Genomic DNA, 13,496 nt, shown 5'->3' on the forward strand with positions numbered 1-13,496 from the left:
TTAAATATTTCTGGTTGACTGGACGAGGAACATCGCTAGAATGCGTCCTCGTAGTCAGGCAGTCAGCCAGACCAATGCGGGAATAGCTCAGTTGGTAGAGCACGACCTTGCCAAGGTCGGGGTCGCGAGTTCGAGTCTCGTTTCCCGCTCCAAATTCAGACAATAGAGAGCCAACTCTCTTTTGCATGGCGCGTTAGCAAAGCGGTTATGCAGCGGATTGCAAATCCGTTTAGTCCGGTTCGACTCCGGAACGTGCCTCCATATTGACAAGCCCGCCACGCGAGCTTGATACCGATTGCGGTGCCCGAGTGGTGAAATCGGTAGACACAAGGGATTTAAAATCCCTCGACGTTCGCGTCGTGCCGGTTCGATTCCGGCCTCGGGCACCATTAAAATCAAAGAGTTACGAAAGGCCACTAGAAATAGTGGCCTTTTTCTTTTTCCTCCGAGTCCACATTTGAGCCACACAGGTGTAGTCCGGTAGAGCCTGCGGCTTTTACTTGCCAGCTCAAGCTCACTATCAGGCTTGCCCACCTCCTGACTCGGTGGGGAATACAGAGCGAGTACAAGGGATACTGCGGCCAGTTTGAATTCCTCCGTGCAACGTTTCAGCTTGCTCATAACACTTGTTGAATGACGTCAATTTGAGGCTCTTGAAGTGTCAGAGAAAGCGGGGCGATTAGTGTTGATATGTTGGGTGTTTTTATATCGTCAGTGACAGATGGATGCGGTCTGTTAAAAAGGGCGAGATCGTTCAGATCTCGCCCTTTTGTATCAATAAACCCGTCATCTCTGTCTTATCAGGTCAGGCTCCCTGCTCCGGGCGGGCGTCCGGGATCAGCGGAGCGGCTTTGCGGCGGCGCAGCAGGCGTATCAGAGGGGGCAGGGTGATCACTGCAATGGCCAGTACCAGCAGGGTCTTGCTGATGCCGCTGCTCCACAGGATGGCGGTGTCGCCATTGCTGATGGAGAGGGCGCGGCGCAGGTTCTGCTCCAGCATTTCACCCAGCACGAAGCCCAGAATGAGCGGTGACATGGGGAAGTGCATCTTGCGCAGCAGGTAGCCAAAGACCCCGAGGCCCACCATCAGCAACAGGTCGAAGGTGGTGCTGTGCACCGCATAGACTCCCACCGCCGAGACGCTGGCGATGGCGGGTACCAGAAACCAGAGCGGGATGGAGAGCATGCGGGTAAAGAGCCCCACCATGGGGATGTTCATCACCAGCAGCATGACGTTGGCCAGCAAGAGGGCGGCGATCAGTCCCCACACCACATCGGGCTGTTCGGTGAACATGGTGGGGCCGGGGGTGATGTTATAGAGGGTCAGCGCCCCCATCATCACTGCTGTGGTACCCGACCCCGGCACTCCCAGTGTCAGCATGGGGATAAAGGAGCCGCAGGCTGAGGCGTTGTTGGCCGCCTCCGGTGCGGCAACGCCGCGAATGTCCCCCTCGCCGAATTTGGCATTGGGCCCCGCCAGGCGCTTCTCGGTCATGTAGGTGATGGCACTGGCGATGGTGGCACCGGCGCCGGGCAGAATGCCGACGAAGAAGCCGATGGTGGAGGATCGCAACATGGTGCCGGTGCAATGGACCAGCTCCTTGAAGTTGAACAGCATCCGTCCGGTGGTGCGCACCAGCTTGCCGCCGCCACTGGTGTGCTCCAGCATCAGCAGGATCTCGCTCACCGAGAAGAGGCCGATCACCACCACGATAAACTGCACCCCGTCCGAGAGGTGAACGCTGTCGAAGGTGAAGCGATAGACGCCGGTGTTGGCATCCACTCCAACGGTGGCGAGCCCGAGCCCAATCAGCGCCGCCATAAAGGATTTGAGCGGGTTCTGGCTCATCATGCTGCCGAGGCAGGCGATGGCGAACACCATCAGGGCGAAATACTCCGCCGGGCCGAAGGCGAGGGACCAGCGCGCCAGCGCCGGGGCGAACAGAATGATCCCACCGATGGCGAGCATGGAGCCGACAAAGGAGCTGACCGCCGAGATGGAGAGGGCCACTCCCGCCTTGCCCTGCTGGGCCATGGGGTAGCCATCCAGCGCGGTCATGATGGCGGCGGCATCCCCCGGCACGTTGAGCAGGATCGAGGAGATCCGCCCGCCATACTCGCAACCTATGTAGACGGTGGCGAGCAGAATGAGCGCCGATTCGGGGGGCAGTTTCAGGGCAAAAGCCAGCGGCAACAGGATGGCGACCCCGTTGATGGGGCCAAGGCCCGGCAGCAGACCGACTACGGTGCCGACAAAGCAGCCGATCAGGGCAATCACCAGATTTTCCGGGGTGAGTGCCACCGCAAAGCCCTGGGAGAGGTACATCCAGGTATCCATATTGACTCCTTAAGAGAACCAGACGCCGAGGGGCAGGGTGACATCCAGCAGCCGGTCGAAGGCGAGATAGAGCACCAGACCGCCGACGACGCCGGAGAGCAGGGCGGCTTTGGCAGAGGCGCCAAACAGGCGCCCCAGTACAAAGGTGAGCAGGGTGGTGGCCAGCGGAAAGCCCAGCCACTCGAAGCTGGCACCGTACCCGGCCAGCGCCACCACCATGATGGCGAGGTGGCGCAGGGTACGCAGCGGCGGCCAGCTGACGGTGTCCGGCTGGCGGCGCAGCAGCAACAGGGCGCAGAGCGCCATCAGGCCGATGATGCCGAGCGGGAAGGGGCGTGGCCCCAGCGGCTCATAGCTGTATTCACTCTGGATCTGCCAGGCGATGGCGGCGCCTGCCAGACAGAGCAGCAGCCAGATGGCGGCGAAGATGCGATCGCTCATAGCAGCGGCTCCTATTTGGCCAGACCGAAGGCTTTGGCCTGCTCGCGATATTGCGCCACCTGCTCCTTGACGTAGCTGTCGAGGGCCTCGCCGGTGAGGTCAAACTCGAACAGGCCGCGCAGATCCCGCTGCGCCTTGAAGGTGTCGGTCTTCACCAGCTGATCGAAGGTCTGCTTCCACCACTGGTATTCGCTGTCGCTCACCTTGGGGCCGACATAGAAGCCGCGGATCACCGGCCACACCAGGTCATAACCCTGCTCCTTGGCGGTGGGGATAGTGGCCAGCTTGCCGGGCAGCCGCTCGTCAGAGAACACCGCCAGCACCCGCAGTTTGTCGCCGCCGATATAGGGCACCATCTCGCTCAGATCGCCGGAGACCGCCTGCACATGGTTGCCAAGCAGCGCGGTGACCGGCTCGCCACCCCCTTCAAAGGCGACGTAGCGCATCTTGTGCGGGTCAACCCCGGCCTGTTTGGCCAGCAGAGCCGTCTTCATCCAGTCCTGACTGCCGATGGAGGCACCCGCGCCGATCACCACGCTGTTGGGATCGCGCTCCATGGCGCTCACCAGCTCCTTGAGGTTCTGATAGGGGGCATCGTGGCGCACCGCAATCATGCCGTAATCGGTGCCCACCGCCGCCAGCCAGCGCACATCGTCCACCCCGTAACGGCCAAACTTGCCCTGGGAGAGGTTGAGCAGGGAGCCACCGGAGAAGGCGACCACAGTCCCCGCCTCGGCGGGGCGCTGGGCCACGATGGCGTTGTAGGCCACGGCGCCAACCCCGCCCGGCATATAGGTGACCCGCATCGGTTTGTCGATGGTGCCGGTCTCCTGCAGGCTCACCTGCAGCAACTTGCAGGTGAGATCGAAACCACCGCCCGGTTTGGCCGGTGCGATGCATTCGGTACGGCTCGGGGTCGTGGCACTTTCGGCCGCCTGCAGTGGCAGGGCGCCGAGCAGGGTCAGCAGGGCGAGGGCATGACGTGTGCGTTGCTTCATGGTTGTGTGCTCCATCTTGTCGTTGTTTTTCCTGGGTGTGACTCCGTCGATAGACGAAGTGATGCGAAATTGTTAAAACAACAACCTTTCATTCACCTTTCAATCACTGACCAAGAGCCGGGAGTGTGACCCTGATCGCACCTTCTCCCGCAATGGCAGTGACGAAGGGATGCAGTTGAAGCAGTGCGGCTGAATGCCGTGGTTAGGAACAAGGGGAGAGGGATGCGCTTGCTGTTGGCGGAAGATAATCACGAACTGGCCCACTGGCTGTCGCGGGCACTCACCACCGCCGGTTTCGCGGTGGATTGGGTGGCTGACGGGGCTCAGGCTGACCACCTGCTGCGCCACGAACAGTACTCGCTGGCGGTGCTCGATATCGAGATGCCCAAGCTCGACGGGCTGGCGGTACTCGGCCGATTGCGCAGTAGGGGGCAGGGGGTGCCGGTGCTGCTGCTCACCGCCCGCGGCGCGGTGGAGGAGCGGATCTGCGGCCTCAATGCCGGTGCCGATGACTATCTGGCCAAGCCGTTCGATCTGGGGGAGCTGGATGCCCGGTTGCGAGCCCTGCTGCGGCGCAGCGAAAGCGGTGGTGCCGAGCTGCGGCTGGGGCGCCTGACCCTGCACCCCGACGGCTATTTTCTGCTGGCCGATGCCCGCCTTGCCCTGACTCCGCGCGAACTGGCGCTGCTGACCGCGCTGATGTATCGCCACGGGCGGCCCGTCGCCAAGGGGCAGCTGTTCGAGCAGGTGTTCAACCTCGATGACGAGGTGGGGCTCGACAGCATCGATCTCTATATCCACCGGCTGCGCAAAAAGCTGGTGGGCAGCGGGGTGGCGATCACCACCCTGCGCGGGCTGGGCTATCTGCTGGAAGCGGCGCCGGAGGCCTCCCATTAGTCGCTCCCTGCTCCATCAACTGCTGCTGTTTCTGGGGGGCCCCCTGCTGATCCTTTGGGCTGCCTCGGCCTGGTACAGCTACTACGGCGCGCTGGCGGCGGCTACCTCGGCCTATGATCGCACCCTGCTCGCTTCGGCCCGCACCGTCGCCGAGCGGCTGACGGCAGCCGAAGGCAGCCTCAGGGTGGATGTGCCCTACGTGGTGCTCGACAGCTTCGAGCGCAACATGCGCGATCGCCTCTTCTATCAGGTGCGCGGCATCGACGATAGGGTCATCTCCGGCTTTGACGATCTGCCCCCCATGCCGGAGGGTACGCCGCTGACCGACCGCTATCCGGCGCTCGCCTACTTCTACGACGGGCTTTATCAGGAGGCGCCGATCCGTGCCGTGATGCTGCTGCAACCGGTAGGTGAGGGGGGCGTCAACGGCATGGCCCGCATCACTGTGGCGGAAACCCTGCTCGGCCGCCAGCAACTGGCGGAGCAATTGCTCTGGTCGGCCCTGCTGACACAGGGGGCGCTGGTGGTGCTCACCCTGCTGCTCGCTTATCTGTTGCTCAAGCGGCTGCTCACCCCGATGCGCCGTTTGTCGCGGGAAATCTTGCGCCGCGATGCCGCCAATCTTGCACCCTTACCGGATTTGCTCCCCTGGCAGGAGACCCGGCCGCTGGTGCAGGCGTTCAACCGCCAGCTGGCCCGATTGCGCCAGCTGGTGGCCCGGCAGGAGCGCTTTAGCGCCGATGCAGCCCATCAGCTGCGCACCCCGCTCACCATTTTGAAAACCCAAGTTGAGGTGGCGCGCGGCAGTGGCGATCCGGTCCTGATGAGCGAAAGTCTCGATGCCATGGCCGTACTGCTCGATCACACCATTGCCCTGACCGAGCGGTTACTGCTGCTGGCCCGGCTCAAATCGGACGAGTGCTCCGGGCTGCGCCAGCGTGAGCCCATCGAGATGACGGCGCTGGTGCAGCAGGCCTGTCTGTCACGGCTGGCGCAGGCCCGCAGCAAGGGAATCGATCTCGGTTACGAGGGGGAGGAGTCCGCCATCATGGTGGCGGGGGAGCCGCTGTTGCTCGGGGAGCTTTGCGCCAACCTGCTCGACAACGCCATCAAATACACCCCGCCCCACGGCACCGTGACGGCGCGGGTGGTGCGAAGCCACGGGCAGATCTGGCTGGAGGTGGAGGATAGCGGCCCCGGCATCGCCCCCGAGTTGGCGGAGCGAGTCTGGCAGCCGTTCCAGCGCCTCGAGCAGGGGAGCGAACAGCCGGGAGCGGGGCTTGGTCTGGCGCTGGTGCGCGATATCGCCCACTACCACCACGGCGAAGTGGTGTTGCTGCCAGCGACCCAGCTGGGGGGCTTGCAGGTGAGGCTGATCTTGCCGCTGGCAACATCGTGAGGGCGATAAAAAAGAGAGGGCACCTCGCGGTGCCCTGTTTATCTACACATAGATGGCGTTGGGGGTCAGCTGCGGATCTTGTTGAAGACAAACAGGACGATAAGGGCACCCACGGTCGCCAGCGCGATGCTCGGGATATTGAAACCGGTCACCGAGCCCAGCCCCAGCAGGGTACCCACATAGCCGCCAACCATGGCACCGACAATCCCCAGCAGGGCGGTCATGAAGAAGCCACCGCCATCGCGGCCCGGCATGATCCACTTCGCCAGAATACCCACCAACAGTCCCAATACGATCCAGCTGATAAAGCCCATGGATTAATCCTCTCTGTGTGTTTGAGCCCGCATTATAGGCAGGGATGCCGGGATGCGAAGGGCCGGACGGCGCTGGCTGGTCACAAGCTGTCGGACGGCGGCCGGCGCTGGTCGGGCTGCACAGTCCGGTTATGAGAGGTTGAATGGCGGTATGTGCGCCGCCAAACAGGGGCGGGGATGGCCCACGTAAAGGCCAAGATGAGAAAAGCCCCGCGAGCGGGGCCGGGTTTGTGACGGGGTTGCCCCCTCACTTCTTGAGGTATTTTCTGATCGCCTTGCCTGAGGTGCCGACTGCCTTGACCGCCCGTTTCAGCTGGACTTCGGTGCACTCGAACATTTTGATCCACTGCTTCATCTCATAGGGATCGTTGACATTGATCTTCTTGGCATCGAACGGGTGAGCGACCGCATTGCTGTCAGGCATATAAACCTCAACTTGTTGAAATAGCTGGCGAGAAAGATGTTTCTGCCTGAGCGCCATCATCCTCTCAATTGGCAAGGGGCAAGGTGACGGGGTTCACACAACCCGGGGACTGAAGGAGGAGTGCAGGTTTGCTTTGCTGATCTGTGAGCGATCACCACTTATTCGCTCGCGCCTGATGCGCTGTGAACCGGATAGCGCGAACGATGGGGAGTGATGGGGGGCCGGCGCTTGGTGGTCAACCGGACTGGCGGGCTATCAAGCCTCTGCCAGCGCCCGCATTTCCAGCCGCTGCTCGCCGGGGCGACAGACCAGCACCGAGCCTTGCTCGAACCAGTCTCCCAGCACGATGCGGCGGGCGGGCTGGCCATCAAGGGTGAAGTCGTGGATGGCGGGTCTGTGGGTGTGGCCGTGGATCATCATCCGGCAGTCGTGGGCGCGCAGGGTGTCGTCCACCGCCGCGGGCGTTACATCCATGATGATCTGGCTCTTGTGGGCGTTCTCCATCTGGCTTTGGCCGCGCATCTTGCAGGCGATGGCCTGACGGCGGGCAAGCGGCAGCCGTAAAAAGAGCCAGCGCAGCCATTTCAGCTGGGTGATGCGGCGAAACTTCTGATACCCCTCATCCAGGGTGCAGAGCAGATCGCCGTGGCTCAGCACTACCCGCTCCCCATAGAGGTCGATGACGCAGGGGTCACCCAGCAATGTCATCCCCGCGCGCTTGGCAAACTGCTGCCCCAGCAGAAAGTCACGGTTGCCGTGGATAAAGTAGATGGGCACGTTCTGCTGGCTCAGGGCCAAGAAGGCATCGGCCATCTGTTGATGAAGCGGATTGGGGTCATCATCGCCAATCCAGAATTCGAAGAGATCCCCCAGCACATAGAGGGCATCGGCGCCGGGGGCGTCGTGCTCGAGAAAGCGCACCAGTGCCGCGGTCATATCGGGCCGCTGGGCAGAGAGGTGAATGTCACTGATAAAAAGGGTGCTCATGATGTGGGGGTCGGGCTCTCGGTCGAAACAGGGCAAACGGGGGTGGCAGAGGTAGTAGAAACAACAGCGGACGAATAGTGCGCTGCGGGCGCCATCGCGCCAGTTAAGGTATGGATATCGTCACGGGATGGCGGCTGCCATGACAGCTCGGCCAGATTGCATCCCTCCAGCGTCAGCAGCGCTTCATAAGGATCGCCCGCCAGCCCCAGCAACCGGCACATGGCTGCTTCCCCTTTCAATCCATCTTCAAGGCGCAGGCGCAGCACTTCGCGGTAGAAGGCATCACCAAACCGCTCGAGCAAAGTTGCCATCAGGGTGAGGTGGCGCCAGCCGTTCAGCGTCTCGATGGGAGCTGGGGTCACGTAGAGCTCCAGCGGCCAGCGGGCCTCGCTCTTGGAGCAATCGCTATCGATGCTCTTTTGGTCGAGGCAGGAAAAGGTGCGCTCCAGCAGCCAGATATTGTCGCCCTTGGGGCTCGCCTGCCAGCCTTGCTCTGCAAAAGTAGCTGCAAATGCCGCCGGATCGGGATGCTGGCAGAGAATATCGAGATCGCTGCCGGGCCGATCGAGGCCGATGGCCAGCGTGCTTACCAGCGCCAGATCGGCGCACTGCGCTGCCAGATCATCCCACACACCGGCGGTGAGCAGGGCATGGGCCGAGCGCTGACGCGGGTTGCCGTGGGCCAGATAGTCGAGGCGGCGCCAGTTCGGACTGGCTGTGGGCGAGGCAGATGGAAAAACTGCGGCCGGGGCCGCAGTTTTGTCAGTGCCGAGTCGGCAGAGATCAGTCAGCAAGAGTCACCTTGGTGATCACTACATCTTCTACCGGCACGTCCTGGTGGATGCGGCCGTAGTTACCGGTCTTGACGCCCTTGATCTTGTTGACCACGTCCATACCGGCAGTCACTTCACCGAATACGCAGTAGCCGAAGCCCTGAGTGGTAGCGGATTTGAAGTCGAGGAAGTCGTTGTTGTTCACGTTGATGAAGAACTGGGCGCTGGCAGAGTGCGGCTCCATGGTGCGGGCCATGGCGATGGTGCCGATCTTGTTGGAGAGACCGTTGGCCGCTTCGTTCTTGATGGGGGCGCGGGTGTCTTTCTCTTCAAAGCCCGGGGCATAGCCGCCGCCCTGGATCATGAAGCCGTCGATGACGCGGTGGAAAATGGTGTTGTCGTAGTGACCGTCACGGCAGTATTGCAGGAAGTTGGCCACGGTTTCCGGGGCTTTTTCAGCATTCAGGGTGAGGGTGATGTCGCCGTGATTGGTGTGCAGAGTGACCATGATATGTCCTTTCATTTGATGCGGACGACGAAGTGCCCGCAGGTGTATGGCATAAAGTGGTGGCAATTCTAGCCCATCAGGGGCTGGCGGCATAGTCTCTCTGGCGCCGTAACCGTGCTGGCAGGCGGGATTGGCCCTCTTTTCTGCCTCGTTTTCTGCCCCTGAACGGGGTATTATGACCAACCATTTTACTCACAGGCAGTGGTTAGAAGATGCTGAAGATATACAACACACTCACTCGTCAAAAAGAAGAATTCAAACCTATCCACCCGGGCAAGGTGGGCATGTATGTGTGTGGTGTCACCATCTACGATCACTGTCATATCGGCCACGGCCGCACCTTCGTCGCCTTTGATGTGGTGGCTCGCTACCTGCGTTACGCCGGTTATGACCTCACCTACGTGCGCAACATCACCGACGTGGATGACAAGATCATCAAGCGCGCCGCTGAAACCCGCGTCACCTGCGACGAGCTGACCGAGCGTCTGATTGGCGACATGCACGCTGACTTCGACGCCCTCGGCATGGTGCGCCCGGATATCGAACCGCGCGCCACCCAGCACATCGAAGAGATCATCGAGCTGGTGCAATCCCTGCTGGAAAAAGAGCACGCCTATGTGGCGGATAACGGCGATGTGATGTTTATCGTCGAATCCTACGCCGACTACGGCAAGCTCTCCGGCCAGGATCTGGAACAACTGCAAGCCGGTGCCCGCGTTGACGTGGTCGATGCCAAGCGCAACCCGCTCGACTTCGTGCTGTGGAAGATGTCCAAGCCCGGCGAGCCGACCTGGGAAAGCCCCTGGGGCCCGGGCCGTCCTGGCTGGCACATCGAGTGCTCCGCCATGAACTCCAAGCACCTTGGCAACCACTTCGACATCCACGGCGGCGGCTCCGATCTGCAGTTCCCGCACCACGAGAACGAGATCGCCCAGTCCTGCTGCGCCCACGGTGGCGACTACGTCAACACCTGGATGCACAGCGGCATGGTGATGGTCGATAAAGAGAAGATGTCCAAATCCCTTGGCAACTTCTTCACCATCCGCGATGTGCTGGCTCACTACGACGCCGAAACCGTCCGTTACTTCCTGATGTCTGGCCACTACCGCAGCCAGCTCAACTACTCGGAAGATAACCTGAAGCAAGCCCGCGCCGCGCTGGAGCGCATGTATACCGCCCTGCGCGATCTGCCGGTAGCCGCGGCTGCCGGTGGTGACGAGCAGGTGGCTCGCTTCAAGGAAGCGATGGACGACGACTTCAACACCCCGGAAGCCTACTCCGCCCTGTTCGATCTGGTGCGCGAGATCAACCGCCAGAAGGGTGAAGACATCGCTGTCGCCGCTGGCCTCGGCGCCCGTCTGCGCGAGCTGGGCGCCGTGCTCGGCATCCTGCAGCAAGACCCCGAGGCTTTCCTCAAGGGTGACGAAGCGGACGAAGAGGTTGCCGAAATCGAGCGCCTGATCGCCGAGCGCAATCAGGCCCGTGCCGACAAGAACTGGGCTGCTGCCGATGCCGCTCGCAACCGTCTCACCGAGATGGGCATCGTGCTGGAAGACAGCGCCGGCAAGACCAGCTGGCGCCGTGCCTAAGGCCGGTTGGCCTTGTTGGCGTCTGGTGCCAACAGGTTGAGCCAATAAAAAACCGCAGCCCTAGGGCTGCGGTTTTTGTTTGTCTTTTCCCTAGACACCTTTTAAGCCTCGGTGGCCTAGGCTCTGATCCCCTCTCCCCTTGTGGGAGAGGGTTAGGGTGAGGGGGCTAACGTCATTTCTCGGCTGAATATCGTCCTACGCCTTAATGGCATGGCCTCGCCATGCAGGATGCGAGGGCGCTGCCCTCGAAGGTGTTTCGCCCGCCCTTCGGGCTGGGGCGAGTGACTTTTGAAAGACCAAAAGTCACCAAAAGTCTTTTCCCCCGGTAAACCGCCCGCTTCGCGGGTTCCCTCGTCTCGTCCAACGGGTCGCCGCAGACTGCACTTTGTCCTACGCCATCCCTGGCTTCGACCAAAGCCCGCTTCGAACCTCCTTGTTCTCGCGCCAAATCGGGGACGAGCAGTGCTCGCCCTGATCCGATTTGGCCCATATGCCGACTGCGGCTGCGCCATCATCCCTGATGGCGCTCCTGACCCGTTGAACTCGACCAAGCGGCTTGAAGGGGGAACCAATACCGTGCCCGCCCGTGGTTTTATTTTTCTGGTCGATGGTTTATTACTCCGCAGGGGAAGAGCGGTGCAAGGGGTTGACGAAATAGTTTTTTAGTGGGGGTAGAAGCGTGTTTGGCGAATTCAATCGCCATAGGTTATGAATTTTTCCATGGTTCAATTTTTTTGAAAATTTTATTTAGACCACCTTCTATTTCATTAATGTCATCTAAATAAAGAACCCATAAATTTTTAATCGCCCTTGAGCACGCAACATAAATTAAATTTCTAGTATTGAAAATGTCATCATCATCAGGGGTGGGCAAGGTAGTTTCATCTGTTGATGCTCTGTATAAGAAAAATTTTTTAAATTTATCCCTCCCTTTACTATTTCGACCAAAGCTATGTTCCATAATAATAGCTACATTACTATATTCTTCACCTTTCGTTCCGTGGTATGTGTGATATCTTATAGGGCCAGGAATAGTTTCGTTAATATAATTGACCCAGAGGGCCCATGTTTCGAGTCTGATATTTAGAATGTTGTCGACTCTTGCTATCTCTAGGTCATCATTTTCATGCCCGCCTTCACTACGGGGCAACATTAGTTCTTTCAGTAAATACTTTATAAATGATTGAATATTTTTATGTTTCAGTACATCATCAAAATTTGAACCCAAAAAAGAATTTATAAAAATATTTAAAGGGGGGGGATTGGGACTATCAATATAGTAGTTTGAAATTTCAGATAGGAAGTCACCTAATGTTATGGCTTTAAATGCACGCATCTTTTTTAGAAAATCATTAGCTTCCGAAAACTTAACTATTCTGCCCTTATCACCAAAAAGTTCGTAGTATGTTGAATTATGATTATTAACCAATAAATAAAGATTGACTATCTTATATATGATTCGTATGGTGGGGTCTAATTTATCAAGTTCATTGGATAATAATTTTGTGTTCAAATCATCATAATATATATTCTCTGCCAGTTTAAATGCATGATAAATATCACCAAATCCATTCATCTCAGCCATTAATTTGTTTGTTAGTACCAAACAGTCAATACCATCATCATCTCCGACTTGAACTATATACTTCTCTATAAATTTCTTTGCTATATCAACTCTAGCCTTATCATTTTCAGGTGGTGCGTAATAAAATATGACATTTCCTTGGTTCCTGCCATCATTGATTGGGACTTGAGATATATCATCATTTCTTATTGCGTTAGCTGTATCGATGATTTGTAGATGTGAACGGCGATTATATATTTTGGTTATGGTTTTTAAATCGCTATAAATAGTTTCAAGTTTAATGCCTATGCCATCAGGATAGATGGTCTGAGCAGTATCACCAAAATATCCTACTAACCAATCCCTTTTATTATTGATAGAGAAGTCATATATTAGCCTTATCAAATTCACTACATGTTTATTAGTGTCTTGGTATTCATCAATGAAAAAATATGGATATTTGTCAATAATCAATCTACTTAGCAATGGATAAGTATTAATGAGGCTATAGGAATACTCTAATAAAGTATCGTGACTAAATCTCATTTTATCTAATCTATCTGCGTTAAACTTATTATCGTAAATGACCGCTGTATAGCCATTTTTATATGACTTTATATTTTCAATGCACTGAGTATATCGATCTTTTCTATATATGCGCTTTGCTACTTCTTGAAATACCTTGTAGTTCCTTAGCCATGAATGGATTTTACTTTTACCGTACTTATCTTCAAAAGGTGTATAAGCGGCTTTGAAAGTTGCTGAATTTGAGTTCTGATGTGCATAATAAATTTCTTTGGTATTTCTGATTAGTTCGATACAAGAATTTTGCTCTTCTAGTGATAAAAAAGTAAAAAAACCAAGTTTGTCATTTGGATCACTCGATAACTCCGCATCTAGTTTCTCTAGTTCGCTACTGATCTTGCTAAGATGAATCAAGACAAGCTCTGACTGAAATCTTTGAATAATTGACCAGAGCATCTCATGTATTGTTGAAACTATAACAGTATCTGAATTTCCGAGTCGAGTTCTTATTTCATTTACAGCAACGTTAGTATATGTAATACATACCATTTGTTGATTATTATTGCGAAGGCGTTCAAAGTTATTCCTTAGTATATATTTCAAACATTCTATCAATGCGTAGGTTTTTCCTGAACCTGCACCGGCACTAAATATGAAACTATCATTTCTGTCTATGGTATCAAATAAGGTCTGAGTGACTTGAGCTTCATCTATTAATTTATTGGACATTGCCAACCTC

The 13,496-nt window shown here is 57.0% G+C and carries 12 protein-coding genes and 3 tRNA genes; 6 read left to right on the top strand and 9 right to left on the bottom strand.

What is annotated here, in order from left to right; all coding sequences use genetic code 11:
- Window positions 1-76: 76 nt before the first annotated feature.
- The 3 genes from ACTG2U_RS21170 to ACTG2U_RS21180 all read left to right on the top strand — a co-directional run bounded on the left by ACTG2U_RS21170 (window position 77) and on the right by ACTG2U_RS21180 (window position 389).
- Window positions 77-152, top strand: a tRNA-Gly gene (locus ACTG2U_RS21170).
- 35 nt (window positions 153-187) lie between these two features.
- Window positions 188-261: transfer RNA gene (locus ACTG2U_RS21175), tRNA-Cys, on the top strand.
- Window positions 262-302: 41 nt separating this feature from the next.
- A tRNA-Leu gene (locus ACTG2U_RS21180) sits at window positions 303-389 on the top strand.
- A gap of 416 nt (window positions 390-805) precedes the next feature.
- On the opposite strand, the gene ACTG2U_RS21185 is transcribed toward ACTG2U_RS21180, so the two are convergent.
- From ACTG2U_RS21185 to ACTG2U_RS21195, 3 genes are read right to left on the bottom strand one after another with little or no spacing between them, the layout of a single operon-like run.
- On the bottom strand, window positions 806-2,338 hold the full coding sequence (locus ACTG2U_RS21185) for a tripartite tricarboxylate transporter permease (protein ID WP_302246127.1): 1,533 nt from the start codon (window positions 2,336-2,338) through the stop codon (window positions 806-808).
- A gap of 9 nt (window positions 2,339-2,347) precedes the next feature.
- Complete coding sequence (locus tag ACTG2U_RS21190; protein ID WP_005350923.1) at window positions 2,348-2,779, bottom strand: tripartite tricarboxylate transporter TctB family protein; 432 nt, start codon at window positions 2,777-2,779, stop codon at window positions 2,348-2,350.
- A gap of 11 nt (window positions 2,780-2,790) precedes the next feature.
- Window positions 2,791-3,777: a Bug family tripartite tricarboxylate transporter substrate binding protein gene (locus ACTG2U_RS21195; RefSeq protein ID WP_439975095.1), complete on the bottom strand. Its 987-nt coding sequence runs from the start codon at window positions 3,775-3,777 to the stop codon at window positions 2,791-2,793.
- A 222-nt stretch (window positions 3,778-3,999) separates the two neighbouring features.
- Here ACTG2U_RS21195 and tctD point away from each other — a divergent pair, with 222 nt between their 5' ends.
- Window positions 4,000-4,674: a transcriptional regulator TctD gene (gene tctD / locus ACTG2U_RS21200; RefSeq protein ID WP_429011501.1), complete on the top strand. Its 675-nt coding sequence runs from the start codon at window positions 4,000-4,002 to the stop codon at window positions 4,672-4,674.
- Window positions 4,675-4,723: 49 nt separating this feature from the next.
- Window positions 4,724-6,073 carry a sensor histidine kinase gene (locus ACTG2U_RS21205; RefSeq protein WP_439975142.1) on the top strand — a complete coding sequence of 450 codons (1,350 nt, stop codon included), beginning with the start codon at window positions 4,724-4,726 and terminating at the stop codon, window positions 6,071-6,073.
- A 65-nt stretch (window positions 6,074-6,138) separates the two neighbouring features.
- Here the strand turns inward: ACTG2U_RS21205 and ACTG2U_RS21210 are convergent, their stop codons facing one another.
- From ACTG2U_RS21210 to ACTG2U_RS21230, 5 genes are all read right to left on the bottom strand, one after another.
- Complete coding sequence (locus ACTG2U_RS21210) at window positions 6,139-6,387, bottom strand: GlsB/YeaQ/YmgE family stress response membrane protein (protein ID WP_005350930.1); 249 nt, start codon at window positions 6,385-6,387, stop codon at window positions 6,139-6,141.
- Window positions 6,388-6,634: 247 nt separating this feature from the next.
- A complete protein-coding gene (locus ACTG2U_RS21215; RefSeq protein WP_005337420.1) occupies window positions 6,635-6,811 on the bottom strand; it encodes a DUF3606 domain-containing protein in 177 nt (58 codons plus the stop codon).
- A gap of 255 nt (window positions 6,812-7,066) precedes the next feature.
- Window positions 7,067-7,798, bottom strand: coding sequence for a UDP-2,3-diacylglucosamine diphosphatase (lpxH, locus tag ACTG2U_RS21220; RefSeq protein WP_216962110.1), 732 nt, complete (start codon window positions 7,796-7,798; stop codon window positions 7,067-7,069).
- Complete coding sequence (locus ACTG2U_RS21225; RefSeq protein WP_429011500.1) at window positions 7,795-8,592, bottom strand: DUF4269 domain-containing protein; 798 nt, start codon at window positions 8,590-8,592, stop codon at window positions 7,795-7,797. The genes lpxH and ACTG2U_RS21225 overlap by 4 nt, the downstream gene beginning before the upstream one ends.
- Window positions 8,582-9,079 carry a peptidylprolyl isomerase gene (locus ACTG2U_RS21230; protein ID WP_005337417.1) on the bottom strand — a complete coding sequence of 166 codons (498 nt, stop codon included), beginning with the start codon at window positions 9,077-9,079 and terminating at the stop codon, window positions 8,582-8,584. The genes ACTG2U_RS21225 and ACTG2U_RS21230 overlap by 11 nt, the downstream gene beginning before the upstream one ends.
- A 212-nt stretch (window positions 9,080-9,291) precedes the next feature.
- On the opposite strand from ACTG2U_RS21230, the gene cysS reads away from it, so the two are divergent.
- On the top strand, window positions 9,292-10,668 hold the full coding sequence (cysS, locus tag ACTG2U_RS21235) for a cysteine--tRNA ligase (RefSeq protein ID WP_439975096.1): 1,377 nt from the start codon (window positions 9,292-9,294) through the stop codon (window positions 10,666-10,668).
- A gap of 706 nt (window positions 10,669-11,374) precedes the next feature.
- Here cysS and ACTG2U_RS21240 read toward each other — a convergent pair.
- On the bottom strand, window positions 11,375-13,486 hold the full coding sequence (locus ACTG2U_RS21240) for a UvrD-helicase domain-containing protein (RefSeq protein ID WP_439973832.1): 2,112 nt from the start codon (window positions 13,484-13,486) through the stop codon (window positions 11,375-11,377).
- Window positions 13,487-13,496 lie beyond the last annotated feature (10 nt).

The sequence above is a fragment of the Aeromonas sp. 95A genome, from assembly GCF_051919235.1.
Classification (GTDB): Bacteria; Pseudomonadota; Gammaproteobacteria; order Enterobacterales; family Aeromonadaceae; genus Aeromonas; species Aeromonas veronii.

What these genes read in the sequence shown, in the direction of transcription:
- ACTG2U_RS21185 (WP_302246127.1), bottom strand. Translation starts at nt 2,338, where the DNA reads ATGGATACCTGGATGTACCTCTCCCAGGGCTTTGCGGTGGCACTCACC.
- ACTG2U_RS21215 (WP_005337420.1), bottom strand. Translation starts at nt 6,811, where the DNA reads ATGCCTGACAGCAATGCGGTCGCTCACCCGTTCGATGCCAAGAAGATC.
- cysS (WP_439975096.1), top strand. Translation starts at nt 9,292, where the DNA reads ATGCTGAAGATATACAACACACTCACTCGTCAAAAAGAAGAATTCAAA.
- ACTG2U_RS21230 (WP_005337417.1), bottom strand. Translation starts at nt 9,079, where the DNA reads ATGGTCACTCTGCACACCAATCACGGCGACATCACCCTCACCCTGAAT.
- ACTG2U_RS21210 (WP_005350930.1), bottom strand. Translation starts at nt 6,387, where the DNA reads ATGGGCTTTATCAGCTGGATCGTATTGGGACTGTTGGTGGGTATTCTG.
- ACTG2U_RS21190 (WP_005350923.1), bottom strand. Translation starts at nt 2,779, where the DNA reads ATGAGCGATCGCATCTTCGCCGCCATCTGGCTGCTGCTCTGTCTGGCA.
- tctD (WP_429011501.1), top strand. Translation starts at nt 4,000, where the DNA reads ATGCGCTTGCTGTTGGCGGAAGATAATCACGAACTGGCCCACTGGCTG.
- ACTG2U_RS21195 (WP_439975095.1), bottom strand. Translation starts at nt 3,777, where the DNA reads ATGAAGCAACGCACACGTCATGCCCTCGCCCTGCTGACCCTGCTCGGC.
- lpxH (WP_216962110.1), bottom strand. Translation starts at nt 7,798, where the DNA reads ATGAGCACCCTTTTTATCAGTGACATTCACCTCTCTGCCCAGCGGCCC.
- ACTG2U_RS21240 (WP_439973832.1), bottom strand. Translation starts at nt 13,486, where the DNA reads ATGTCCAATAAATTAATAGATGAAGCTCAAGTCACTCAGACCTTATTT.